Below are 24685 nucleotides of genomic sequence, written 5' to 3' on the forward strand. Positions count from 1 at the left end.
ACCCGGTCACACCAGCACCCGCTCGATGCCGCCGGCGTTCGCCCGCTCGACGTAGGCGGGCAGCCATTCCTCGCCCAGGATCCTGCGCGCCATCTCGACCACGATGTAGTCGGCCTCGAGCAAGCCGTTGTTCAGATCGTTGCCGTAGCGGCTCAGGCCCTGCAGGCAGCTCGGGCAGGACGTGAGGATCTTCACCGGGCCGTCAGCGCCCACGCTGCCCGTGGCGCGCAGCGCCACCTCGTCGCGACGAAGCTCCTCTTCCTTGCGAAAGCGGATCTGCGTGGAGATGTCGGGCCGCGTCACACCGAGCGTGCCGCTCTCGCCACAACAGCGCTTGCTCTCGCGCACCTGATCGCCCATCAGCGCCTTCACGGTCTTCATCGGCTCCTGCAGTTTCATCGGGCTATGGCAGGGGTCGTGGTACAGGTAGCCGCCGGCGCCATCGAGCCGGATGCCCTTCTCCAGCAGGAACTCGTGGATGTCGATGATGCGGCAGCCCGGGAAGATCTTGTCGAACTGGTAGCCCTGCAACTGGTCGTAGCAGGTGCCGCAGCTGACCACCACCGTCTTGATGTCCAGGTAGTTCAGTGTGTTGGCGACGCGGTGGAACAGCACCCGGTTGTCGGTGATGATCTTCTCGGCCTTGTCGTACTGGCCGCTGCCGCGCTGCGGATAGCCGCAGCACAGGTAGCCCGGCGGCAGCACGGTCTGCACGCCGGCGTGCCAGAGCATCGCCTGGGTCGCCAGCCCGACCTGTGAGAACAGCCGCTCGGAGCCACAGCCGGGGAAATAGAACACCGCCTCGCTGTCGGCCGTGGTGGCCTGCGGGTCGCGGATGATCGGCACGTAGTCGGCATCCTCGATGTCGAGCAGCGCCCGCGCGGTCTTCTTCGGCAGCCCGCCCGGCATCTTCTTGTTGATGAAGTGGATCACCTGCGCCTTGATGGGCGCCGCACCCACCGTCGCCGGCGGCGCCGCGGTCTGCCGCCTCGCCAGCCGGCGCAGCAGGTCGTTGGCCAGGCGCTGGGCCTTGAAGCCCACATCCACCATCGCCGAACGCATCAGCTTGATCGTGTCGGGGTTCTTCGCGTTCAGGAACAGCATCGCCGCGGCGTTGCCGGGGCGGAAGCTCTTCTGACCCATCTTGCGCAGCAGGTTGCGCATGTTCATCGACACGTCGCCGAAGTCGATCTTCACCGGGCAGGGCGACAGGCACTTGTGGCAGACCGTGCAGTGGTCGGCCACGTCCTCGAACTCCTGCCAGTGCTTGATGCTGATGCCGCGGCGCGTCTGCTCCTCGTAGAGAAAGGCCTCGACCAGCAGCGAAGTCGCGAGGATCTTGTTGCGCGGGCTGTACAGCAGGTTGGCGCGCGGCACGTGGGTCGCGCACACCGGCTTGCACTTGCCGCAGCGCAGGCAGTCCTTCACCGAATCGGCGATCGCCCCGATGTCGCTCTGCTGCATGATCAGCGACTCGTGGCCCATCAGCCCGAAGCTCGGCGTGTAGGCGTGGCTCAGATCAGCCGCCATCACGTCGTCGCCCAGACCCTGCAGCGCCGCGCCGCGCAGCAGCTTGCCCTTGTTGAAGCGCCCCTGCGGATCGACGCGCTGCTTGTAGGCGGTGAAGTCGGCAATCTCGGCGTCGCTCAGGAACTCGAGCTTGGTGATGCCGATGCCGTGCTCGCCGGAGATCACGCCGTCGAGCCGCCGCGCCAGCGCCATGATGCGGCCCACCGCCTCGTGCGCGGTCTGCAGCATCTCGTAGTTGTCGCTGTTGACCGGGATGTTCGTGTGCACGTTGCCGTCGCCGGCGTGCATGTGCAGCGCCACCCAGACGCGGCCGCGCAGCACCTCCTGGTGGATGCGGCTGCATTCGTCGAGCACCGCCGCGAACGCGCCGCCGCTGAACAGCGCCTGCAGCGGCGCCCTCACCTGCGTCTTCCACGAGGCGCGCAGGCTGTGGTCCTGCAACTGCGCGAACAGGCTGGGCCCGCCATCCGCCGGCGCCGCGTCCAGCCCCTGCAGCCAGCCCTGCCACAGCGCACGCACCTCGCGCAGCAGCGTCAAGGCCTGCTGCACGCGGTCTTCCAGCAGCTCGGCGCTCGGGATGTCGCTGGCGTCGTCGGTCTTGCCGAGCGGCAGCTCGCCCTGCTCGAAGAAGGCCTCCAGCGCGTCCAGCAGCTGAAGCTTGTTGCGCAGTGACAGCTCGACGTTGATGCGCTCGATGCCCTCGGTGTATTCGCCCATGCGCGGCAGCGGGATCACCACGTCCTCGTTGATCTTGAAGGCGTTGGTGTGCTTGCTGATCGCCGCGGTGCGCTTGCGGTCGAGCCAGAACTTCTTGCGCGCGTCGGCGCTCACTGCGACGAAGCCCTCGCCGTGGCGCGAGTTGGCGATGCGCACCACCTCGCTCGCGGCGCGCGCCACGGTGTCGGCGTCCTCGCCGGCGATGTCACCCACCAGCACCATCTTCGGCAGGCCGCCGCGCTTGCTCTTGGTGGCGTAGCCGACCGCCTTCAGGTAGCGGTCGTCCAGGTGCTCGAGCCCTGCGAGGATCGCGCCGCCGGCCCGCTGCTCGGCGAACATGAAGTCCTTGATCTCGACGATGCTCGGCACCGCATCCTTGGCGTTGCCGAAGAACTCCAGGCACACCGTGCGCGTGTGGGCCGGCATCTTGTGCACGATCCAGCGCGCGCTGGTGATCAGCCCGTCGCAGCCTTCCTTCTGAATGCCCGGCAACCCGGCAAGGAACTTGTCGGTCACGTCCTTGCCCAGGCCTTCCTTGCGGAAGCTCGGACCGGGCACGTCGAGCCGCTCGGTGCGCACCGGCGTCTTGCCGTCGGCCTCGAAGTAGCGCAGCTCGAAGCTCGCCAGCTCGGCGTCGTGGATCTTGCCGAGGTTGTGGTTCAGGCGCACCACCTCGAGCCACTGCGCGTCAGGCGTCACCATGCGCCACGAGGCCAGGTTGTCGAGCGCGGTGCCCCACAGCACGGCCTTCTTGCCGCCGGCATTCATTGCGATGTTGCCGCCGATGCAGCTCGCCTCGGCCGAGGTCGGGTCGACCGCGAACACCTGGCCGGCACGCTCGGCGGCGTCGGCGACGCGCTGGGTCACGACGCCGGCCTCGGTCCACACCGTCGGCACGGGCTGGGCCAGCCCCGGTAGCGACACCCACTCGACCTCGCTCATCGCCTCGAGCTTCTCGGTGTTGATGACGGCGCTCTTCCAGGTCAGCGGCACCGCGCCGCCGGTGTAGCCGGTGCCGCCGCCGCGCGGGATGATCGTCAGGCCCAGATCGATGCAGCCCTTCACCAGCGCGGCCATCTCGGCCTCGGTGTCGGGCGTCAGCACGACGAACGGGTACTCGACCCGCCAGTCGGTCGCGTCGGTCACGTGCGATACGCGCGACAGGCCGTCGAACTTGATGTTGTCCCGGGCCGTGTGCCGCCCCAGCTTGCGCAAGGCGCGGCGGCGCAGTTCGGCCACCGTGTCGAAGCCCAGCGAGAAGCGTTGCACCGCCTCGCGCGCTGCCACCAGCAACTCGCCCACGGCTGCGTCTCGCTGCGCCGCCGCGGCGTCGGTCCCCGCCGCGCGGCGCTTGTCGATCTCGCCCAGCCGATGGTGGAGCGCCTCGACGAGCAGCCGACGCCGCTTGGGGTTGTCGAGCAGGTCGTCCTGCAGATAGGGGTTGCGCTGCACCACCCACACATCGCCCAGCACCTCGTAGAGCATGCGCGCCGACCGGCCGGTCTGGCGCTCGGCACGCAGCCGGTCGAGGATCTCCCAGGCGCGCGTCCCCAGCAGGCGCAGCACGATCTCGCGGTCGGAGAACGAGGTGTAGTTGTAGGGAATCTCGCGCAGCCGCGCGGCGGGGCCGGTGGCAGCCGGGATCATGCTGTGGAGGGGGAGCGGTGCATTCATGTTCACACCAGCCGACGACGACAAGTCGCGTCTGGGCCCGAATGCTATCGCAGCGCAGCAAGGGCGCTGCCTTCGCGGTCTTGCCGAGCGCCAGCCGCGAGACGCTGGCTACCATGGTCGGATGCACACCCTGCCGCCTTGGCCCTACCCGTTCTGGATCGCCCACCGCGGTGCCGGCAAGCTGGCACCGGAGAACACGCTGGCCGCCTTCCGCGCCGGCCAGGTGCTCGGCTATCGCATGGCCGAGTGCGACGTCACGCTCAGCGCCGACGAACAGCCCTTCCTGCTGCACGACGCGACGCTCGAGCGCACGACCGACGGGCGCGGCGTGGCGGCCGAGCACGCCTGGTCGGCGCTGGCCGGCCTGGACGCCGGCGCCTGGCACGGCCCGCGATTTCGCGGCGAACGCCTGCCGACGCTGGAGGCGCTGGCCGACCACGCCCGCCACAGCGGCCTGCTGCTCAACCTGGAGCTCAAGCCCGGCCCCGGCCAGGCCGCACGCACCGGTGCCGTGGTCGCCCGCGAAGTGGCCCGTCTGTGGGCCGACCTCACACCACCGCTGCTGAGCTCCTTCGAGTGCGCCTCGCTGGAAGCGGCGCGCGCGGCGGTCGAGTCCCTGCCCCGAGCCTTGCTGCTGGAGCGCCTGACCCCGGGCTGGCTGGACACGGCGCGCGATCTCGGCTGTGCCGCCGTCGTCGTTCACTGCGGAGCGCTCGACGTCGCGGCTATTACCCGGGCCCACGAGGCCGGCCTGCGTGTGCTGTCCTACACGGTCAACCGCGCGGCCGAGGCCCGGCGCTTGCAAGCGGCCGGCATCGATGGACTGATCACCGACGCCGTCGATCGCTTCGCGCCGGACTGAGCGGCATCGCGATCCGGGCGCCAGACCCCTGCACGGGCTTGGGGGTGGGCAACCGCGCGAGTCACGGCATCATCGAGACTGACCCAGGACGAACGCAAGGGACGCTCCCCGATGGAATCTCTTCTGCATCTGCTGCACCTCGAAGACGACGCGCTCGACGCCGATCTGTTGTGCCGCGCCGTGCAAGATCTGGGCGTGCACGCCGAATGGCAGCGCGTGGCGACGGCGGCCGACTATGAGCGAGCGCTGGGCGAGCGCCGCTTCGACGCGATCCTCAGCGACAGCGAAGTGCCCGGCCTCGATGGCCTGCGGGCACTGCAACTGGCCGGCGAACGGCAACCAGGGTCGACTTTCATCTTCGTCAGCGGCCACGCGGACGAACAGCGCGCGCAGCAGTCGCTGGCGGCCGGCGCGGCCGACTTCGTGCCCAAGAGCCAATTGTGGCGGCTGGCATCGACGCTGCAGCACCTGCGGGTGCGGGCGGACCGCGACCGGTTGGCGCGGCGCGCGCAGGGCATGGCCTTGCTGGTCGACATCGTCAAGCAGCTGTCGCTGGCGCGCAGCGTGGAACAGATCATGGCCATCGTGCGGCATGGTGCCCGCGAGCTGACCTCGGCCGACGGCGCCACCTTCATCCTGCGCGACGGCGATCTGTGCCACTACGCCGACGAGGACGCGATCGAGCCGTTGTGGAAGGGGCAGCGCTTTCCGATGTCGGCCTGCGTCAGCGGCTGGGTCATGCTCGAGCGCACACCCGCCGTCATCCCCGACATCTACCAGGATCCGCGCGTGCCCGTCGACGCCTACCGCCCGACCTTCGTACGCAGCATGGCGATGGTGCCGATCCGCAGCGAGTCGCCGATCGGCGCGATCGGGAACTACTGGGCGCGGCCTCACCAGCCGAGCACCGACGAGGTGTCGCTGCTGCAGGCGCTGGCCGACACCACCTCGGTCGCGATCGAGAACGTGCAGACGCTGCAGGAGCTGGAGCGGCGGGTGCAGGAGCGGACCACCGCGCTGCGCGAGGCCAATGCGGGGCTGGAAGCCTTTTCCTACAGCGTCGCGCACGACCTGCGGGCCCCGCTGCGGGCCATCAGCGGTTACGGCGGCCTGCTCGCCGACCACCACCGTTCGCAGCTCGATGCGGAAGGGCAGAACTTCCTGGACCGCATCGGCAAGTCCGCGCGGCGCATGGAAGTGCTGATCGACGACCTCATCAAGCTGGCCCATGTCGGCCACGGCGACATACAGAACCGCACGATCGACGTCGGGCAACTGGCGCACGAGATCGTCGGCGTGCTGCGCGAGCAGAGTCCACGGGCCGGCGTGACGGTGCGCATCGCCACCAGCCTGAAGGTCGTGGGCGATCTGGGCCTGTTGCGCGTCGTGCTGGAGAACCTGCTGTCGAACGCCTGGAAATACACCCTCCGGCGCGAAGACGCGCTGATCGATCTGCACGGCGCTCCGACGGCAGACGGCCAGTTCGTCTGCCAGGTCCGCGACAACGGCATCGGCTTCGACATGGCAGCGGCCGAACACCTGTTCGAGCCATTCCAGCACCTGCATGGCGACGTCGAATTCGCGGGCACCGGCATCGGGCTGGCGATCGTGCGCCGCGCGATCCACCGGATGGGCGGGCGGCTCTGGGCCGAGTCCGAGAAGGACCGCGGCGCGACCTTCTACTTCGCGCTGCCGATGGGGCGCGGCCAGGGACTGTTCAAGAGACCGGAGGGCTCGCACCCATGCCGCGCGACCGCTCAGCTGCGGTAGTCGGCGTTGATCGTCACGTAGTCGTGCGAGAGGTCGCAGGTCCACACGGTGGCGTGGGCTGCGCCGCGGTGCAGATCGACCCGGACGGTGATCTCGCTCTGCTTCATCACGCGCTGGCCGTCGGCCTCCTGGTAGGCGGCATGGCGGCCGCCCTTCGTCGCGACGTGCACGTCGTCGAGGTAGAGGTCGATCAAAGACTGGTCGAGATCGGCGATACCGGCATAGCCCACGGCGGCGAGGATGCGGCCCAGATTGGGGTCGCTCGCGAAGAAGGCCGTCTTCACCAGCGGCGAGTGCGCGATCGCGTAGGCGACCAGCCGGCATTCCTCCTTCGTGCGGCCGCCGTCGACGCGCACCGTGATGAACTTCGTCGCGCCCTCGCCGTCGCGCACGATCGCCTGCGCGAGCTGCTGCGACACCGCGATCACCGCCTCGCGCAGCGCAGCACCTTCGGGCGACTCCAGCGCCGTGATCTCGGCGTGCGCGGCCTGGCGCGAAGCGATCAGCACGAAGCTGTCGTTGGTGGACGTGTCGCCGTCGACGGTGATGCGGTTGAAGGAACGGTCTGCCGCCTCGCGCACCAGCGCCTGCAGCACGCGCGGCGCCACGTTCGCGTCGGTCGCCACGAAGCCGAGCATCGTCGCCATGTTGGGGCGGATCATCCCGGCGCCCTTGGCGATGCCGGTCACCGTCACCGTCCGGCCGCCGATCTGCAGCTGACGCGACGCCGCCTTGGCAAGGGTGTCGGTGGTCATGATGGCCTCCGCGGCGGCCGGCCAGTTGTCGGTCCGGCAGTCGGCCAGTGCGGCCGGCAGCCCGGCCTCGATGCGATCGGTGGGCAGCGTCTCCATGATCACGCCGGTCGAGAATGGCAGCACCTGCTCCGGCGCGATGTCGAGCCGGCGGGCCAGCGCCACGCAGGTGGAGAACGCGCGCACCAGCCCGTCTTCGCCGGTACCGGCGTTCGCGTTGCCAGTGTTGATGACGAGCGCCCTCACTCCGACGCCGGCCTCCAGGTGCTTGCGGCACAGCTGCACCGGTGCGGCGCAGAAGCGGTTCTGCGTGAACACCGCCGCCACCGCCGAACCCTCGGCCAGCCTGAACACGCTGAGGTCGCGCCGGCCGGCCTTGCGCACGCCGGCCATCGTGATGCCGATCTCGACTCCCGGCACGGGGTGCAGGTCGGCAGGATTCGGGGCAGCGAGGTTCACGGGCATGGGGCTCTCCGGATCTCTGTGCTCAGGCCAATCGGCCGTGGCACTGCTTGTACTTCTTGCCGCTGCCGCAAGGGCAGGGGTCATTGCGGCCGGCCCGCGGCACATCGGCCATGCGGTTCGCCACCGCGGTGGCCGGATCGGCCTCGACGGCCACGCCGCCGTCTTCGGTGGGATGCGTGTAGGTGAGGTTGCTGATGGCTTCGGCCTTCTCCTCCAGCGCCTCGGCCGCCTGCGTGACCTCCTCGGTGCTGCGGATGCGCACTGTCATCAGCAATCGGGTGACGTCCAGCTTCACCGTATCGAGCAAGGTCGAGAACAGCTCGAAGGCCTCGCGCTTGTACTCCTGCTTCGGGTTCTTCTGGGCATAGCCGCGCAGGTGGATGCCCTGGCGCAGGTAGTCGAGCGCCGCCAGATGCTCGCGCCAGTGCGTGTCGATCGATTGCAGCAGCACCGCGCGCTCGAAGCCGGTGAACTGCTCCTCGCCGACCAGCGCCACCTTGCCGGCATAGGTCTCGTCGGCGGTCTTGGCGACCACCTCGACCAGGTCCTCGTCGGTGATCGCGTCGCTCTTCTCGACCTGGGCGGCGATCGGCACGTCGAGCTGCCATTCGTCGCGCAGCACCTTCTCGAGACCGGGGATGTCCCACTGCTCCTCGACGCTCTCGACCGGCACGAAGGTGCGCACCACGTCGGTCATCGCGCCGCGACGCAGGTGCGCGATCTGGGCGGTGAGTTCCTTCGATTCGAGGATGTCGTTGCGCTGCTGGTAGATCACCTTGCGCTGGTCGTTCGAGACGTCGTCGTACTCGAGAAGTTGCTTGCGGATGTCGAAGTTGCGCGCCTCGACCTTGCGCTGCGCGCCCTCGATGCTGCGCGAGACAATGCCGGCCTCGATGGCCTCGCCATCGGGCATCTTCAGGCGCTCCATGATGGCCTTGACGCGGTCGCCGGCGAAGATGCGCATCAGCGGATCCTCGAGCGACAGATAGAAGCGCGAGGCGCCCGGGTCGCCCTGGCGGCCCGAGCGGCCGCGCAGCTGGTTGTCGATACGGCGCGACTCGTGGCGCTCGGTGGCGACGATGCGCAGGCCTCCGGCCGCCTTGACCTGCTCGTGCAGGCCGGCCCACTCGTCCTTGAGCTGCTGGATGCGGCGCAGCTTGTCGTCGGCCGGGATCGCATCGTCGGCCTCGATGAACTGCACCTGCTTCTCGACGTTGCCGCCCAGCACGATGTCGGTGCCGCGGCCGGCCATGTTGGTGGCGATGGTCACCGCCTTCGGCCGGCCGGCCTGGGCGATGATCTCGGCCTCTCGGGCGTGCTGCTTGGCGTTGAGCACCTCGTGCGGGAGCTTGTACTTCTCGAGCAGCTGCGAGATCAGCTCGGAGTTCTCGATCGACGTGGTGCCCACCAGCACCGGCTGGCCACGCTCGTAGCAGTCCTGGATGTCCTTCACGACCGCCTCGTAACGCTCGCGCGAGGTCTTGTAGACCAGATCGAGCTCGTCGCGGCGCTGCGTGGGCTTGTTCGGCGGGATCACCACGGTCTCGAGGCCGTAGATCTCCTGGAACTCGTAGGCCTCGGTGTCGGCGGTGCCGGTCATGCCGGCGAGCTTGCCGTACATGCGGAAGTAGTTCTGGAAGGTGATCGACGCCAGCGTCTGGTTCTCGGCCTGGATCTGCACGCCTTCCTTGGCCTCGACCGCCTGGTGCAGGCCGTCGCTCCAGCGCCGACCGGTCATCAGGCGGCCGGTGAACTCGTCGACGATGACGACCTCGCCATCCTGAACCACGTAGTGCTGGTCGCGGTGGTAAAGGTGCCGCGCGCGCAGCGCCGCGTACAGGTGGTGCATCAGCGTGATGTTGGCGGCGTCGTAGAGGCTCGCCCCCTCGGCCAGCAGGCCGGCCTGTGCGAGCAGTGCCTCGGCATGCTCGTGGCCCGCCTCGGTCAGCACCACCTGGTGGGTCTTCTCGTCGGCCGTGAAGTCGCCGGCCTCGATGACGCCTTCGCCGGTGCGCGGGTCGGCTTCGCCGATCTGCTTCTTCAACAGCGGCGCCACCGCGTTGATGCGCAGATAGAGCTCAGTCTGGTCCTCGGCCTGGCCGCTGATGATCAGCGGCGTGCGCGCCTCGTCGATCAGGATCGAGTCGACCTCGTCGACGATCGCGAAGTTCAGCGAGCGCTGCACCCGATCGGCGACCTCGGTGACCATGTTGTCGCGCAGATAGTCGAACCCGAACTCGTTGTTGGTGCCGTAGGTGACATCGGCGGCGTAGGCGGCCTGCTTGGCCTCGCGCGTCATCTGCGGACCGTTGACCCCGACCGTCAGCCCGAGGAAGTTGTACAGACGGCCCATCCACTCGGCGTCGCGGCGCGCGAGGTAGTCGTTGACCGTCACCACGTGCACGCCGTTGCCGGCCAGAGCATTCAGGTAGACCGGCAACGTCGCCATCAGCGTCTTGCCTTCGCCGGTGCGCATCTCGCCGATCTTGCCGTTGTGCAGCGTCATCCCGCCGATCAGCTGCACGTCGAAATGGCGCATCTTCAGCGCCCGCTTGCTGCCCTCGCGCACGACGGCAAAGGCCTCGGGAAGCAGCTGGTCGAGCGTCTCGCCGTCGGTCACGCGCTGCTTGAAGGCCTCGGTCTTGGCCCGCAACTCGTCATCCCCGAGTTGCTCGAACTGCGGCTCGAGGGCGTTGATCTGGTCGACCACGCGCCGGTACTGCTTGAGGAGCCGTTCGTTGCGGCTGCCGAAAATCGAGGTGAGAAGCTTGGGCAACATGCGGGGAATCGGTCGATGAGGGGTGAAGCGGCCCGCCACGTGGCTTGCACAGCAACCGCCGGGCCATCACACCACGCCACGGTGCGGCCACAGGCTTGCAAGCAACTGCGGATGGCGCTCCGGAATACAAGAGCGGCGCCCGTTCGGCGCCGCACTCAGCTCAGAACTCTACCACCCGGCCCGGCAAGCCCGACCCTCGCGGCGGGGCTTCCGGGCCGTCGTGTCAGCGGGCCTCCGGCGCGCGGTTCGCGGCCCGCGCGACGTTCCCCGCAGGCAGCCTGGAAGCCTGCGCCAGGAACTTCGCCGGATCTTGCGGTGCACCATCGACCAGCACCTCGAAATGCAGGTGCGGCCCGGTCGAGCGGCCGGTACTACCGACCTCGGCGATCTTCTGGCCGCGGCGGATCAGGTCCCCTGGCGCCACCAGCAGCCGGGCCGCGTGGGCATACCGCGTCACGAGGCCGTTGCCGTGATCGAGTTCGACCGTGCGGCCATAGGCGGGGTGGGTCTCGGCGCTCAGCACCACGCCGCCCGCCGCCGCCAGGATGGCGGTGCCGGTCTCGGCCGGGAAATCGAGGCCGGTGTGGAGCGCACCGCGCCCGGTGAAGGGGTCGGTCCGGAAGCCGAAGCCCGAACCCACCGGCCCGTCGACCGGGGCCGAGCTGGGCACCATCAGCGCCCGCAGGCGCGTCTCGAGCAGGCGCGACTCGACCAGTGTGAACACGTCACCGTGGCGGTCGGCCCCTTCGTCCAACGCGGCAATCGCCTGGTTCAGCTGCACCAGCGACGGCGATTCGATCGGCACGTAAGGCCCGCCCCGCCCGCCGCCGACGGCCGCGCCGGCGGGCACTGGCGCGGCCGGACGGTCGAGGCCGCGGAAGTCTTCGGGTTTCAGGCCGGCCAGCCCCGAGACGCGCTCGCCCATGGTTTCCAGCTTCATCAGCTTGGCCTGCATCTCGCCGACCTTCGAGGCCATGGCGTCGAGGTTCTCTCGCATGAACCGGTCGCGCTGCGCGATCTCGTCGCGCACCACCAGCTTGACCACCTGGCTGACCACCGGCCAGCCCTCGCGCGCCGCCTTCAGGAACACGAAGTGATAAATGGCACCCGACAGCGCCAGCAGCAGTCCTACGAGGAAGGTTCCCACGATCGCGAGCTTCCAGGCCGGCAGGTCGAGCACGCGGGTGCGCGCGTAGCGGCCATGGGTCACTATGATCTGCATACGGTCTCCTTCATCTCATGGCCCTGCATCCCAACTCCAGCCTGCCCATCGCGTTGCCGATCGGCGATGCGCTGGCGCAGTCGGAGCCGCTCGTTCGGCTGCAGGCCCTCTTGCGCGAATCGAACGCGCGTTTCGACGTGATCCGCCCGCTGCTGCCCGCGGCGCTGGCCGCTCAGGTGCGGCCGGGCCCCGTGGACGAACAAGGCTGGGCGCTGCTTGCGGGCAACACGGCCGTGGCGGCCAAGTTGCGGCAGTTGCTGCCCCGTTTCGAGGCCGCGCTGCAGCAGCAGGGCTGGAAGGGTAGCGCGATCCGCATCCGGGTTCAATCGAGCTGATCCGGTGCGGGCGGTACCAGTGCACGCCCGGGCCGGCGTCGGCCGCCGACTGTGCAACAGCCTGTGAACTCAGGCCTGCAGCGTGCCGCGGTCGAGCCGCACGCGCCGGTGGCAGCGCGCGGCCAGCGCGTCGTCGTGCGTCACCATCACGTAGGCGGTGCCCTGGGCGTGCGCCAGATCGAGCATCAGCGCGAACACGCCGTCGGCGGTGGCGCGGTCGAGGTTGCCGGTGGGCTCGTCGGCCAGCACGCAGGCCGGCCGCGTGACCAACGCCCGGGCCACCGCCACACGCTGGCGCTCGCCGCCCGACAGCTCGGATGGCCGGTGAGCAGTACGGGCGGCCAGGCCCACGGCCGAGAGCATGGCGCGCGCCTCGGCGTGCGCCGCCTCGCGCGGCAGGCGTCGGATCAGCAGCGGCATGGCCACGTTGTCGAGCGCGCTGAACTCGGGCAGCAGGTGGTGGAACTGGTAGATGAAGCCGAGCTGCCGGTTGCGCCAGGCACCTTGGGCGGCCGCGTCCATCGCGGCGAAGTCGCGGCCCATCAGCTGCACGCTGCCGGCGCTCGGCGAGTCGAGCCCGCCGAGCAGGTGCAGCAGGGTGCTCTTGCCCGAGCCCGAGGCACCCACCACCGCGAGCGTCTCGCCGCGCGCCACCTGCAGGTCCACGCCGCGCAGCACCGCCACGTCGAGCCCGCCCTCGGTGAAGCGCTTGTGCAGACCGCGCGCCTGCAGCACGGCGGCGCTGCCCGGCCCCGCCCCCGGCTCATTCATAGCGCAGGGCCTGGGCCGGCTGCACGCGGCTCGCGCGCCAGCTGGGGTAGATCGTCGCGACGAAGGCGAGCAGCAACGACACCAGGCCGATCGGCACGATGTCGGCCGACTGCGGATCGCTCGGCATGCGACTGATCAGGTAGATGCTGCCGGGCAGGAAGCTCGCGTTGAACAGCCGCTCCAGCGCAGGCACGATAACGTCGATGTTGAGCGACACCAGCAGCCCCAGCGCCAGGCCCGCACAGGTGCCGATCACGCCCGACGCCGCGCCCTGAACCATGAAGATCCCCATGATCGAGCGCGGGCTGGCGCCCAACGTGCGCAGGATCGCGATGTCGGCCTGCTTGTCGGTCACCGTCATCACCAGCGTGCTGACCAGGTTGAAGGCCGCCACCGCGACGATCAGCGTGAGGATGATGAACATCATGCGCTTCTCGAGCTGCACGGCGTCGAACCAGTTGCGGTTGGTGCGGGTCCAGTCGCGCACGCTCACCGTGGGGCCGAGCTGCTCCGCCAGCTCGAAGCCGACGCGCCGCGCCTGCTGCTGGTCGCGCAGCCTGAGCTGCACGCCGGTAGGCCCGTCCACGCGGAACAGCCGCGCCGCATCGTCGATGTGCATCAGCGCCAGGCCGCTGTCGTACTCGTAGTGGCCGGCGTTGAAGGTGCCCACCACCGTCATCTGCTTGAGCCGCGGCACCACGCCGGCCGGCGTGACCTGGCCGTTGGGCGTGACCAGCGTCACCGGGTCGCCCACCTTCACGCCCAGCGTGCGCGCCAGTTCGCCGCCGAGCACGATGCCCCAGGCGCCCGGCTTCAGGCCGGCGAAGGCGCCGTCCCTGGATTGCGCGGCCAGCGGCGTCACGTTCGCTTCCTCGGCCGGATCGATGCCGCGCACGATGGCGCCGCGCATGTCCTCGCCGCGCGCGATCAGCGCCTGGGTGGCGATGAAGGGCGCCGCGCCCAGCACCTCGGGGTTGCCGCGCGCCGCCGCAGCGGTGGCGCGCCAGTCGGGCAGCGCATTGCCGCCGGCTTCGAAGATCTCCACGTGCGCGATGACACTCAGCATGCGGTCGCGCACCTCCTTCTGGAAGCCGTTCATCACCGACAGCACGATGATCAATGCCGCCACCCCGAGCGCGATGCCGAGCATCGACACGCCGGAGATGAAGGAGATGAAGCCGTTGCGCCGCCCGCTGCGGCCGGCGCGGGTGTAGCGCCAGCCGATGGTGAGTTCGTAGGGCCAGTGCATGAGCAGCGGGATGCTACCCGAGGCGATCCGGCCTCGCGGCGGCAAGAATCGCCACCGCACGTTAGGCTGGCCGCCCTCGCACCCGCAAAGACGAAGGAGTTCCGACATGCCGCTGCGCCGACTTGCCGCCGCCCTGGTGAGCCTGCTGGTGCTCGCCGCCGGCGCTGCGGTCGCCACGCCGTTCGAACGGGGCCTGCTGTGGCGCGTCGAGCGAGACGGCAGGCCGGCGAGTCACGTCTACGGCACCATCCACCTCGACGACGCCCGCGCCACGGCCTTCAGCCCGCAGGTCGACGCGGCCCTGGCCGCATCGCGCGCCCTGCTGGTGGAGATGCTCGACGACGCCGACAGCCGCAGCGCGTTCGAGGCGGCCGCCCGGTTGCCACCGGGTCGCAGCCTGCGCACGCTCGCCGGGCCGGAGCGCTTCGAGCGCGTGGCGTCGCGGCTCTCCGAACGCTATGGCCTGCCGGTCGCCGCCACCGAGCGGCTGACGCCCTGGGCCGCCTACCTGACGCTGTCGCAGCCGCCGCGGCCACAGGGCGAGATCGTCGACGCCGCACTGCAGCGCATCGCTCGGCAGCGTGGAATCGCCGTCGTGCCGCTCGAGACGGCGCGGGAACAGATCGCCTCGATCGCGGCCGTGCAGACCGGGCACATGCTGGCGCTGCTGGAGGTGCAGGCGCGGCGCCATGATGAAGCCGTCGCCGCCATCGACACGCTGCTCGCGCGCTATCTCGAGGAAGACCTCGACGGCATGCTGCAGAACGAGGAACTCGCACTGCAGGACGAGCCCTCGCTAGGTCCCGCCTTCGGCGACCTGTTCGAGCAGATCCTGGTCCGCCGCAGCGCCCGCATGGTCGAGCGCATGCGGCCCCGCCTGGAGCGCGGCGGTGCCTTCGTCGCCATCGGCGCCCTGCACCTGCATGGCGAGCAGGGCGTGCTGGCGCTGCTCGAGCGGGCCGGCTGGCGCGTGCAGCGCATCGAGCTGCAGCGCCCCTGAGCCGAGCGGTACCGAGTCGGCCCGGATAATCCCGGCATGCACCTCGTGATCCCGTTCGCCGCCCCCCTGTCCGAGGTCGGCCAGCAGGCGTTGAGCGACCTCGCGCTGCCCGTGCTCGATGCATTGCTGGCCCGGCTCACGGCCGCCGACCGCAACGAGGGCGACGAATACCAGCTCTCGCCGCCGCATGAGCGGGTGCTCGCCCGCGCACTGGGCTGGCAGGGAGCCGACGGCGCCCTGCCCTGGGCGGCCCGAGCCGCCGCGGTCGACGGTCTGGACACCGGCGACCTGGCCTGGGGCCTGCTGAGCCCGGTGCACTGGCAGATCGGCCGCGAGCACCTGACGATGGACGACCCCGAGGCGCTGGCGCTCGACGCGGCCGAGTCGCGCGCCGCGTTCGACGCGGTGCGACCGCTGTTCGAGAGCGAAGGCTGGCTGTGCGCCTGGGGCGCGCCGACGCGCTGGTACGTCGCGCACGAGACCCTGGCCGACCTGCCGACCGCGTCGCTCGACCGCGTGATCGGCCGCAACCCCGACCTGTGGATGCCCGAGCACCCGGCCGCCCGCTTCGTGAAGCGGCTGCAGAACGAGGTGCAGATGCTGCTCTACACGCACGCGCTGAACGACGCCCGCGAGGCGGCCGGCCGCGAGGCGTTGAACAGCTTCTGGCTCAGCGGCTGCGGCGTGCCGCAGGCGGAGCGCCACGCGGCACCCCGGGTGCTGGACGCGCTGCGCGCGCCGGCGCTGCGCGAGGACTGGGCCGCCTGGGCCGAGGCCTGGCGCGCGCTGGACGACGGCCCGCTGCGCGAGGCGCTGGTGCAGGCTCGACAAGGCGCCGCGCTGCGGCTCAGCCTGTGCGGCGAACGGCATGCGCAGGACTTCGTGCTGCAGCCGCGCGGCTTCGTGGCGGCGCTGCGCAGTCGCTTCCAAAGACCGCAGGCGGCCCGGCTGATGGCCGCGCTCTGAACAGACCCCGACGCGCCCACCCATGCAGATCATCGTCCGCGATGTCCCGCCCCGCACCGCCTGGTCGCTCGAACAGGCCGGCGTGTCCCCGCTGCTCGCGCGGCTGTTCGCGGCGCGCGGCATCACCGCAGCCGAGCAGCTCGACGACTCGCTCGCCCTGCTGATCCCGCCCACTGCGCTGCAAGGAGCGGCCGACGCGGCGCGGCTGCTGGCCGATGCAATGCAGCAGCGCCGGCGCATCGTCGTCGTCGCCGACTACGACTGCGATGGCGCGACCGCCTGTGCGGTGGCGCTGCGCGGACTGCGCCTGCTCGGCGCCGCGCCCGAGACGCTGGGCTATGTGGTGCCCGACCGACAGGTGCATGGCTACGGGCTCACGCCGGCGATCGTCGACCTGGCCTTCGGCGTGTTCGGCGGCCAGGCGCCCGACGTGCTGGTGACGGTGGACAACGGCATCGCCAGCCTCGAGGGCGTGGCGCACGCCAAGGCCCGCGGCCTGCAGGTGCTGGTGACCGACCACCACCTGCCGGCGCTGCTGGACGACCGCGTCGTGCTGCCGGCGGCCGACGTGATCGTCAACCCCAACCAGCCCGGCTGCCCGTTCGAGAGCAAGGCGCTGGCTGGCGTCGGCGTGATGTTCTACGTGCTGCTGGCACTGCGCGGCGAACTGCGATCGCGCGGCGCGTTCGAGGCCACCGCACAACCCAAACTCGACACGCTGCTGGACCTGGTGGCGCTGGGGACCGTGGCCGACGTGGTGAAGCTCGATGCCAACAACCGCCGCCTGGTCGCACAGGGGCTCAGGCGCATCCGCGCCGGCCGCATGCAGCCGGGCGTGCGCGCGCTGTTCGACGCGGCGGGGCGCGACCCGGCGCGCGCCAGCGGCTTCGATTTCGGCTTCGCGCTCGGACCGCGCCTCAACGCGGCCGGCCGCATGGAGAACATGACACTGGGCATCGAGTGCCTGCTGACCGACGACGCCGGCCGCGCGGCGGAACTCGCGCAGCAGCTCGATGCGATCAATCGCGAGCGCCGCGAGGTCGAGAGCGGGATGCGCGAGCAGGCCGAAGCGATGCTCGAGGCGCTGGTCGCACGCGACAACCACGCGGCCGGGGGCGGCGACCCGCCGCCCGCGCTGGCGATCTACGACCCCGGCTTCCACGAGGGCGTGGTCGGCATCGTCGCCTCGCGCCTGAAAGACCGCAGCCATCGCCCGACCTTCGTGTTCGCGCGCGGCCAGGACGGCCTGCTGAAGGGCTCCGGCCGCTCGATCCCCGGCTTTCACCTGCGCGATGCGCTCGACCTCGTCAGCAAGCGCCACCCCGGGCTGCTGCGCCGCTTCGGCGGCCACGCGATGGCGGCTGGTGCGACGCTGGCCGAGGCCGACTTCGGCCACTTCGAGCGCGCGCTGGTCCAGGTGGCCGGCGAATGGCTGGACGCCGCGGCGCTGCAGCGCACGCTGCGCACCGACGGGCCGCTGGGCGCCGAGCATTTCACCGCCGACACGGTACGGGTGCTGGAAGCCCAGGTCTGGGGCCAGGCCTTCGAGCCGCCGGTGTTCTGCGACCGCGTCGAGGTGGTCTCGCAGCGGCTGGTCGGCGAGAAGCACCTGAAACTCGCCGTGCGCCACGGCGGCGCGCTGCGCGACGCCATCTGGTTCGGCCACAGCGAGCCGGTGGCCGAGCAGGTGACGCTGGCCTACCAGTTGCGGGTCGATGAGTACAACGGGCGGCAGCGGGTGCAGATGATCGTCGAGGCGGCCTCGGAGCCTGGCGGCAAATCGATCTCCTAGGGAGATGTCCGGGCGGCGTTGTCTGACACGATCTCCCGGCTACATCCTGCAATGTCCTGCGGGCCCAAAGTGTCATCATCTTCGATGCGTTGAGGGCTGGCCAGGGTCGGGCCTGCCGACGCGAGACGCGCTGGCCGCGAGGAGACCATGATGCACATCAGTGACCGGAACCACGAAGTTTCTTCTGACGCAGCGCGCCCGTCCACAGCTTTGCGCCCTGCACCGGCGCCTCTCCAACTGCTCTGGGCCGCAGCAGCCCTGTGCCTGGCGACGGCCTGCGGCGGCGGAGGCGGTGGGGACGACGCCCCCGCGCCGCCGACCACGACGCCGTCTCCGCCAGCCGGGTCCCCTCCAGCCGGGTCTCCGCCCGCTGGATCTCCCCCTGCGGGGTCGCCCCCCGCCAGCCCGGCAACACCACCCCGCGCAACGACGATCAACAGCAGTCTGTCGCGACCCTGGGGCATGGCTTTTCTGCCTGACGGTCGCATGTTGATCACGCAGAAGAGCGGCAGCATGGTGATCGTCAGCGCCAGCGGCGGTAGCAAGGTCAACGTGACGGGCGTGCCGTCGGTTGCCACCGACGGCCAGGGCGGGCTGCTCGACGTCGCACTCGACCCCGACTTCGCCACCAGCCCCTGGGTGTACTTCACCTATTCGGAAACCGGCTCCGGCAGCGGCTCGAACCCCGCAGGCACAGCCGTGGCCCGCGCGCAACTCGTGGGCAACGCGTTGCAGAACCTCACTGTGATCTTCCGTCAGAGCCCGAAGGTGACGGCAAACAATCACTACGGCTCGCGGCTCGCCTTCCGCAGTGACAAGACGCTGTTCGTCACGCTCGGTGAGCGGCAGACCTACGACTCCAAGAACCTGACCGCCACGCGTGCAGCGCTGTTCGCGCAGGACCTCACCACGACCCGCGGCAAGGTGGTGCGCATCCAGCGCGACGGTTCGTCCGCCGCGGGCAACCCGAGCCTCGGCAGCGGAGCCGCAGCAGGCTTGCTCTGGAGCTACGGCCACCGCAACCCCCAGGGCGCGGCGATCAACCCGGCAACCGGCGATCTGTGGGTCACCGAACACGGACCGCAAGGTGGAGACGAGTTGAACCGCGTCACATCCGGCGGCAACTACGGCTGGCCGCTGGTCAGTTACGGCTGCGTTTACGATGCGACCTATCCTGGCGGCAACAACAGCACGTGCCGAATCGGCGGTGGTGCGCATGCGCCAAACTACACCGAGCCCGCCACGTACTGGGGCCCAACGTCGATCGCACCGTCGAGCCTGATGTTCTACACGGGCAGCGGCTTCCCGGAATGGCAGGGCAACGCGCTGCTCGGTGCCTTGGGGACGGATCAGGGAGTGTGGCGCGTGGTGCTGAACGGCAACGCCGTGACGTCGCGCGAGTTGCTGTCGATCAGCGGCCTGTCGGGCGAGCGGGTGCGCCTGGTGCGCCAAGGTCCTGATGGCTGGATCTACCTGCTGACCGACAGCGGTAAGCTGATCCGCATCGATCGCCCCTGAAGCGCGCGAAGCCGGCCCACGACACAACAGCCCCGCGAGAGGGTCGACGGGCAGACTTCGGTATGGTGACGGCATCGGCCTTAGCCGCCTGCCGCCCGATCCTTTGCCATGCGTACGCTGCTCGTCACTCTCGTGCTCGCTGTTTTCGGTCCGTTGGCCTCGGCTCAGGCGCTCCGCCTGACGCCGCTCGCTGTCGGGCTGCAGAACCCCTGGTCCATCGCCTTCCTTCCCGGCTTCGAGAAGGAAGCCCGCATGCTCGTCACCGAGCGCCCCGGCCGCCTGCGCGTGGTCGAACGCGACGGCAAGGTGTCGGCGCCGATCCAGGGTCTGCCTCCGGTGGTGGCGCGCGGCCAGGGCGGTCTGCTCGACGTGGCCCTGCATCCCGGTTTCGAGCGCAACCAGTGGGTCTACTGGAGCTACGCGGAGCCGGCGCCGGCAGGCCAGAGCGGCAACAGCACCGCGGTCGCGCGCGGTCGGCTCGACCTCGCAGCACTGGCGGTGAAGGATGTGCAGGTGGTGTTTCGGCAGGCACCGAAGGTCGACTCGAACGCACACTTCGGTTCGCGGCTCGTGTTCGCGCGCGACGGCACGTTGTTCGTCACGCTGGGTGACCGCTACAGCCGGCGCGACGACGCCCAGACCCTGAGCACCCACCACGGCAAGGTCGTACGCATCACCGACGACGGTGGCGTGCCGCCCGACAACCCCTTCGTGAAGCAGCCCGGCGCCCTGCCGGAGATCTGGAGCTACGGCCACCGCAACCTCCAGGGCGCTGCGCTGCACCCGGCGAGCGGCGCGCTGTGGGTGCACGAGCACGGCCCGCAAGGCGGTGACGAGCTCAACATCGCCACGCGCGGCGCCAACCATGGCTGGCCCGTCATCACCCAGGGGCGCGAGTACGGCACCGGCATGAAGATCGGCGACGGCGAGACACGCGCCGACGTCGTGCCGGCGCTGACGACCTGGGTACCGTCGATCTCCCCAAGCGGCATGGCATTCGTCGGCGGCGACCGCTATCCGGCCTGGCGCGGGCAGTTGCTGATCGGCGCCCTGAAGGCCCGCGGGCTGGCGCGGCTCGAACTCGACGGCACGCGGGTCGTGCGCGAGCACCGCCACGAACTCGACCTGCGTGTGCGCGACGTGCGCCAGGGTCCGGACGGCTTCCTGTACCTGCTGAGCGACGACGGCAGTGACGGCCGGGTCTGGCGCATCGAGCCCTGAGCAGCCCCGCCGCCGTGGTATGAACGCGGCATGCGCATCCTGATCGTTGAAGACGACCGCCTGCTCGGTGATGGTCTGGCCGCCGGCCTGCGCTCGCTGGGCTTCGCCGTCGACTGGTTCACCGACGGCGCCCAGGCCGACGCCGCTCTGTCACACACGCCCTACGACGCCATCGTGCTCGATCTCGGCCTGCCCGGCCGCGACGGCCTCGCCTGGCTGGCACGCTGGCGCAGCCCCGGCCCCCTGCAGGCGACGCCGGTGCTGGTGCTGACCGCCCGCGACGGCGTCGACCACCGCATCGCCGGCCTCGACACCGGCGCCGACGACTACCTCATCAAGCCGATCGAGACGTCCGAACTGGCCGCGCGGCTGCGAGCGGTGCTGCGGCGCAGCCAGGGCCGACCCGAGCCCCTCTGGCAGCACGGCGCACTGAGCTACCAGCCGGCGGCCAAGACCGTTCTCTGGCGCGGCAAGCCGGTGGCGCTGACGGCGCGCGAATGCGACCTGCTCGAACTGCTGCTGGCCAACCCGCGGCGTGTCCTGTCCAAATCGCTGATCACCGAGAAGCTGTATTCCTTCGAGCAGGAGATCGAGAGCAACGCGCTCGAAGTCCACATCCACCACCTGCGCCGCAAGATCGATCCGAAGCTGGTGCGCACCGTGCGAGGTGTGGGATACGCGCTCGGGGCGGCCGAGGAGCTGGCGTGACGCTGCGCCGGCGACTGCTGCTGCTCCTGCTGCTCGCCACACCGGTGGTGTGGGTCGGCGCGATGGCCGTCAGCTTCTACAGCGCGCAGCACGAGATCAACGAGCTGTTCGACACCGAGCTGGTCCGGCTGGCCCGGCAGCTGCAAGCGACGCTGCCGAGCACGAACCTCGGCGCACCGACGGACACGTCATCGATGCCGCCACCGCTGGCCGGCAAGGAGGGGGAAGCGGAACCGAAGGACCTGCTGCTCGCCGTCTGGGACGGCAATGGCCGACTGGTCCTCGTCGACCGCGAAGGCCTGCTGATGCCCTACCTGCCCGGCCAGAAGGGCTTCGTGGAACTGATGCTCGCCGAGCGACCCTGGAGGGCGTACTACCTGCCCTCCCCGTCGGGCCGCTGGCTGGTGGCCGCCGGCCAGCGCCACAAGGAGCGCCGCGAGCTGGTTCTGGCGCTGACGGCCGGGCCCTTGCTGCCGTGGCTGCTGACGCTGCCAGTGCTGCTGCTGGTGATGGCGGTGGGCCTCAAACGCGTGCTGCGGCCCGTCGCGGCCCTGAGCGCGGAACTGGCGTGCCGTGCCGCAGACGACCTGAAGCCGCTGCGCGGCACCGACCTGCCCGCGGATCTGCGCCCGCTCGTCGACGCGATGAACGCACAATTCGAACGCACCGCCGGCCTGCTGCAGCGGGAACGCCGTTTCACGGCCGACGCCGCGCACGAACTGCGAACGCCGCTGGCAGCGCTCCAGGCGCAATGGGATGCCGCGCGCCTGAGCCCGGACAGCGCCACCGCCGCGGACACCCTGGCCAAGATCGGCCAGGGACTGGCCCGGCTGAGCCGCCTGGTGACGCAGATGCTGCAGTTGTCGCGCGTCGAGCATCTGGACAGCATCAGCCAGCAGGTCCAGATCGACTGGATCGCGCTCATCGGCGAAGTACTTTCCGACGTGCTGCCGCTGGCGGAGCACCGTCACGTCGAGTTGGCCTGCGAATGGCCCGCGGCGGGTGCGGCGCCGCTGCCGCTACGGGGGGCGCCACCGCTGCTGGCCGCCATGCTGCGCAACCTGCTCGACAACGGCCTGCGCTACAGCCCCGCGGGCGGGCACCTGACGCTGCGTTTCGGCTCGGACACACTGGACATCCTGGACGATGGCCCCGGCGTGCCGGCCGAGCTGCTGGTGCGCCTCGGCGACCGCTTCTACCGCCCCGCGGGCCAGGTGGAATCGGGCAGCGGCCTGGGGCTGTCAATCGTTCGACGGATCGCGGAACTGCATGGCCTGACGGTCGATTGGGGGCCGCGCGAGGACGCGCCGGGCTTTCGCGTGCGGTTGCGCCGCAACGCGCCGCGGCCGCAGGCGCTCGGCCCGGCGAGCGCGGGTCGCTAGAAGCCCGATGCCGGTGTCACCCGCACCGGCTTCCTACAATCACCGTGTGAACCTCGCCCTTCTCAACGCCGATCTGCACTGCCACTCGAACGTGTCGGACGGCACGCTCGAGCCGGCAGCGCTGGCCGCGCGTGCGCGGACGAACGGCGTGGAACTGTGGGCCCTGACCGATCACGACGAGGTCGGCGGCCAGCAGCGCGCCCGCGACGCCGCCCTTGCGCTGGGCATGCCCTACCTGACCGGCACCGAGATCTCGGTCAGCTTCGCGGGGATGACGGTGCACATCGTCGGGCTCGGCTTCGACGCCGACGATGCCGCGCTGGCTGCCGGACTGGCGGCCACGCGCGGCGGACGCGAGGCGCGCGCCCGCGAGATGGCGGCATCGCTCGCGCAGGTCGGCATCGCCGGCGCCTACGAGGGAGCGCTGCAGTACGTCGGGAACCCCGAACTGATCTCGCGCACCCACTTCGCGCGCCACCTGGTGGAGGCCGGTGTCTGCCCCGACACCAACAGCGTGTTCCGCAAGTACCTCACCGAGGGCAAGCCCGGCTATGTGCCGCACCGCTGGGCGGCGCTGGGCGATGCGGTGCGCTGGATCACGCAGGCCGGCGGTGCCGCGGTGATTGCCCACCCGGGCCGCTACAAGTTCACCCCGACCGAGGAGTACGCGCTGTTCAGCGAGTTCGTGGCTCACGGCGGGCGCGGCGTGGAGGTGGTGACGGGCAGCCACACCCCCGCGGAGTACGAGAAGTACGCCGACATGGCGGTGGAGTTCGATCTGCTGGCCTCGCGCGGCAGCGATTTCCACGCCCCGGAGGAAAGCCGCACCGACCTCGGGGCGCTGCCGTGGCTGCCGGGTCGGCTGACGCCCGTGTGGGAAGCGATTGCCGATCGGGTGCAGCAGCCGTGAGCATCGAGCGCGCGGCAGCCGGGCACGCCGACTGAGCGGACCATGTCGCAGTACTTCGAGGTCCATCCCGACAACCCTCAGCCGCGCCTGCTGAAGCAGGCGGTGCAGATCCTGCACGGCGGCGGCATCGCGGCGATCCCCACCGACTCCAGCTACGCGCTGGTGTGCCATCTGGACGACAAAGCGGCCGCCGAGTCGCTGCGCCGCATCCGCGGCGTCGACGACAAGCACCACCTGACGCTGCTGTGTCGCGACCTCAGCGAGCTGGCGAACTACGCGCGCGTCGACAACCGGCAGTACCGGCTGCTCAAGCTCGGCACGCCGGGGCCCTACACCTTCATCCTCGAGGCGACGAAGGAGGTGCCGCGCCGCGTGTCGCATCCGTCGCGCCGCACGATCGGGCTGCGCGTGCCCGAACACGCCGTCACCCAGGCGCTGCTGGAACTGCTGGGCCAGCCGCTGCTCGCCACCACCCTGATCCCGCCGAACGAGACCGAGCCGCTCAACGACCCGCACGAGATTCGACAACGCTTCGAGAAGCAGTTGCAGGCCATCGTCGACGCCGGCGCCTGCCCGATGCAGCCGACGACGGTGATCGACCTCAGCGGCGACGAGACGGTGCTGGTGCGGCGCGGCCGAGGCGACCCCACGTCGATCGGTCTTTGATCTGATGGCGTCGCAACGCGCTCAGCGCAACGCTTTCGCCACAAGCGCGGGCCGAAAGCCCGTCTGGACCTGACCACGCACGATCATCGTCGGCGTCGCATGGGCCGGAAGAGCACGGAATCGTTGCTCGCACACCGGATCGCGGTCGATCTCGCACGATTCGTAGGGAACCTTGTTCAGCGCCAGCCATCGCTTGGCGACATCGCAATAGCTGCAATAGGTCGCAGAGAACATGTAGATGTCACCCGGCTTCGCATTCGCGATCACGTCGGCCGTCGCCGCAACATCCTGATGGTCCTTCCACGCCCGCCAGGCCGGCCGCGCGGCAATGCCGGCCACCAACGCGACAACCGCCAGGGTCAGCCAGCTGATCGCCTTACGCTGCGTGGGATTCAT

Annotated in this window: 19 protein-coding genes; 12 read left to right on the plus strand and 7 right to left on the minus strand. The window is 70.1% G+C overall.

The features are described from left to right. Positions 1-6: 6 nt before the first annotated feature. Positions 7-3921, minus strand: a complete 3915-nt coding sequence (locus tag ASC67_RS04215; protein ID WP_056315471.1) for a DUF3683 domain-containing protein — start codon at positions 3919-3921, stop codon at positions 7-9. A gap of 121 nt (positions 3922-4042) precedes the next feature. Here ASC67_RS04215 and ugpQ point away from each other — a divergent pair, with 121 nt between their 5' ends. Both ugpQ and ASC67_RS04225 read left to right on the plus strand, forming a co-directional pair. Next, entirely contained in the window at positions 4043-4783 is a 741-nt protein-coding gene (gene ugpQ, locus ASC67_RS04220; RefSeq protein WP_056315473.1) for a glycerophosphodiester phosphodiesterase, read from the plus strand. A 111-nt stretch (positions 4784-4894) separates the two neighbouring features. Beyond that, positions 4895-6553 (plus strand): ATP-binding protein, encoded by a 1659-nt coding sequence (locus ASC67_RS04225; RefSeq protein WP_056315475.1) that lies wholly within the window; start codon positions 4895-4897, stop codon positions 6551-6553. Here the strand turns inward: ASC67_RS04225 and argJ are convergent. From argJ to ASC67_RS04240, 3 genes are all read right to left on the minus strand, one after another. After that, the gene (gene argJ / locus ASC67_RS04230; RefSeq protein ID WP_056315477.1) at positions 6541-7770 is read right to left on the minus strand and encodes a bifunctional glutamate N-acetyltransferase/amino-acid acetyltransferase ArgJ; all 1230 of its coding nucleotides are present in this window, start codon (positions 7768-7770) and stop codon (positions 6541-6543) included. The genes ASC67_RS04225 and argJ overlap by 13 nt on opposite strands. A gap of 22 nt (positions 7771-7792) precedes the next feature. Continuing rightward, positions 7793-10549, minus strand: a complete 2757-nt coding sequence (gene secA / locus ASC67_RS04235) for a preprotein translocase subunit SecA (RefSeq protein WP_056315480.1) — start codon at positions 10547-10549, stop codon at positions 7793-7795. Between the two features lie 223 nt (positions 10550-10772). Then, complete coding sequence (locus ASC67_RS04240; protein ID WP_056315482.1) at positions 10773-11771, minus strand: M23 family metallopeptidase; 999 nt, start codon at positions 11769-11771, stop codon at positions 10773-10775. A 17-nt stretch (positions 11772-11788) separates the two neighbouring features. Between ASC67_RS04240 and ASC67_RS04245 the strand changes: the two genes are divergently transcribed. Next, positions 11789-12106: a hypothetical protein gene (locus ASC67_RS04245; protein WP_056315484.1), complete on the plus strand. Its 318-nt coding sequence runs from the start codon at positions 11789-11791 to the stop codon at positions 12104-12106. Positions 12107-12175: 69 nt separating this feature from the next. On the opposite strand, the gene ASC67_RS04250 is transcribed toward ASC67_RS04245, so the two are convergent. Continuing rightward, positions 12176-12877, minus strand: coding sequence for an ABC transporter ATP-binding protein (locus tag ASC67_RS04250; protein ID WP_056315486.1), 702 nt, complete (start codon positions 12875-12877; stop codon positions 12176-12178). After that, positions 12870-14126, minus strand: a complete 1257-nt coding sequence (locus ASC67_RS04255) for a lipoprotein-releasing ABC transporter permease subunit (protein WP_056315488.1) — start codon at positions 14124-14126, stop codon at positions 12870-12872. The genes ASC67_RS04250 and ASC67_RS04255 overlap by 8 nt, the downstream gene beginning before the upstream one ends. A 106-nt stretch (positions 14127-14232) precedes the next feature. Between ASC67_RS04255 and ASC67_RS04260 the strand changes: the two genes are divergently transcribed. The 9 genes from ASC67_RS04260 to ASC67_RS04300 all read left to right on the plus strand — a co-directional run bounded on the left by ASC67_RS04260 (position 14233) and on the right by ASC67_RS04300 (position 24289). Next, entirely contained in the window at positions 14233-15126 is an 894-nt protein-coding gene (locus ASC67_RS04260; protein ID WP_056315490.1) for a TraB/GumN family protein, read from the plus strand. A 36-nt stretch (positions 15127-15162) separates the two neighbouring features. Next, positions 15163-16092 carry a hypothetical protein gene (locus ASC67_RS04265; protein WP_056315492.1) on the plus strand — a complete coding sequence of 310 codons (930 nt, stop codon included), beginning with the start codon at positions 15163-15165 and terminating at the stop codon, positions 16090-16092. Positions 16093-16114: 22 nt separating this feature from the next. After that, positions 16115-17884, plus strand: coding sequence for a single-stranded-DNA-specific exonuclease RecJ (gene recJ / locus ASC67_RS04270; RefSeq protein WP_056315494.1), 1770 nt, complete (start codon positions 16115-16117; stop codon positions 17882-17884). 444 nt (positions 17885-18328) lie between these two features. Beyond that, a complete protein-coding gene (locus ASC67_RS04275) occupies positions 18329-19402 on the plus strand; it encodes a PQQ-dependent sugar dehydrogenase (protein ID WP_255353662.1) in 1074 nt (357 codons plus the stop codon). A 108-nt stretch (positions 19403-19510) separates the two neighbouring features. After that, positions 19511-20623 (plus strand): PQQ-dependent sugar dehydrogenase, encoded by a 1113-nt coding sequence (locus ASC67_RS04280; RefSeq protein ID WP_056315497.1) that lies wholly within the window; start codon positions 19511-19513, stop codon positions 20621-20623. 30 nt (positions 20624-20653) lie between these two features. Then, entirely contained in the window at positions 20654-21331 is a 678-nt protein-coding gene (locus ASC67_RS04285; protein ID WP_056315499.1) for a response regulator, read from the plus strand. Then, on the plus strand, positions 21328-22713 hold the full coding sequence (locus tag ASC67_RS04290; RefSeq protein WP_056315501.1) for an ATP-binding protein: 1386 nt from the start codon (positions 21328-21330) through the stop codon (positions 22711-22713). The genes ASC67_RS04285 and ASC67_RS04290 overlap by 4 nt, the downstream gene beginning before the upstream one ends. A gap of 7 nt (positions 22714-22720) precedes the next feature. Next, the gene (locus ASC67_RS04295) at positions 22721-23623 is read left to right on the plus strand and encodes a 3',5'-nucleoside bisphosphate phosphatase (protein WP_056315504.1); all 903 of its coding nucleotides are present in this window, start codon (positions 22721-22723) and stop codon (positions 23621-23623) included. 42 nt (positions 23624-23665) lie between these two features. Continuing rightward, positions 23666-24289: an L-threonylcarbamoyladenylate synthase gene (locus ASC67_RS04300; protein WP_056315505.1), complete on the plus strand. Its 624-nt coding sequence runs from the start codon at positions 23666-23668 to the stop codon at positions 24287-24289. Between the two features lie 21 nt (positions 24290-24310). On the opposite strand, the gene ASC67_RS04305 is transcribed toward ASC67_RS04300, so the two are convergent. After that, the gene (locus ASC67_RS04305; RefSeq protein WP_056315507.1) at positions 24311-24685 is read right to left on the minus strand and encodes a glutaredoxin family protein; all 375 of its coding nucleotides are present in this window, start codon (positions 24683-24685) and stop codon (positions 24311-24313) included.

The organism is Methylibium sp. Root1272 (assembly GCF_001425905.1).
Lineage (GTDB): Bacteria > Pseudomonadota > Gammaproteobacteria > Burkholderiales > Burkholderiaceae_C > Methylibium.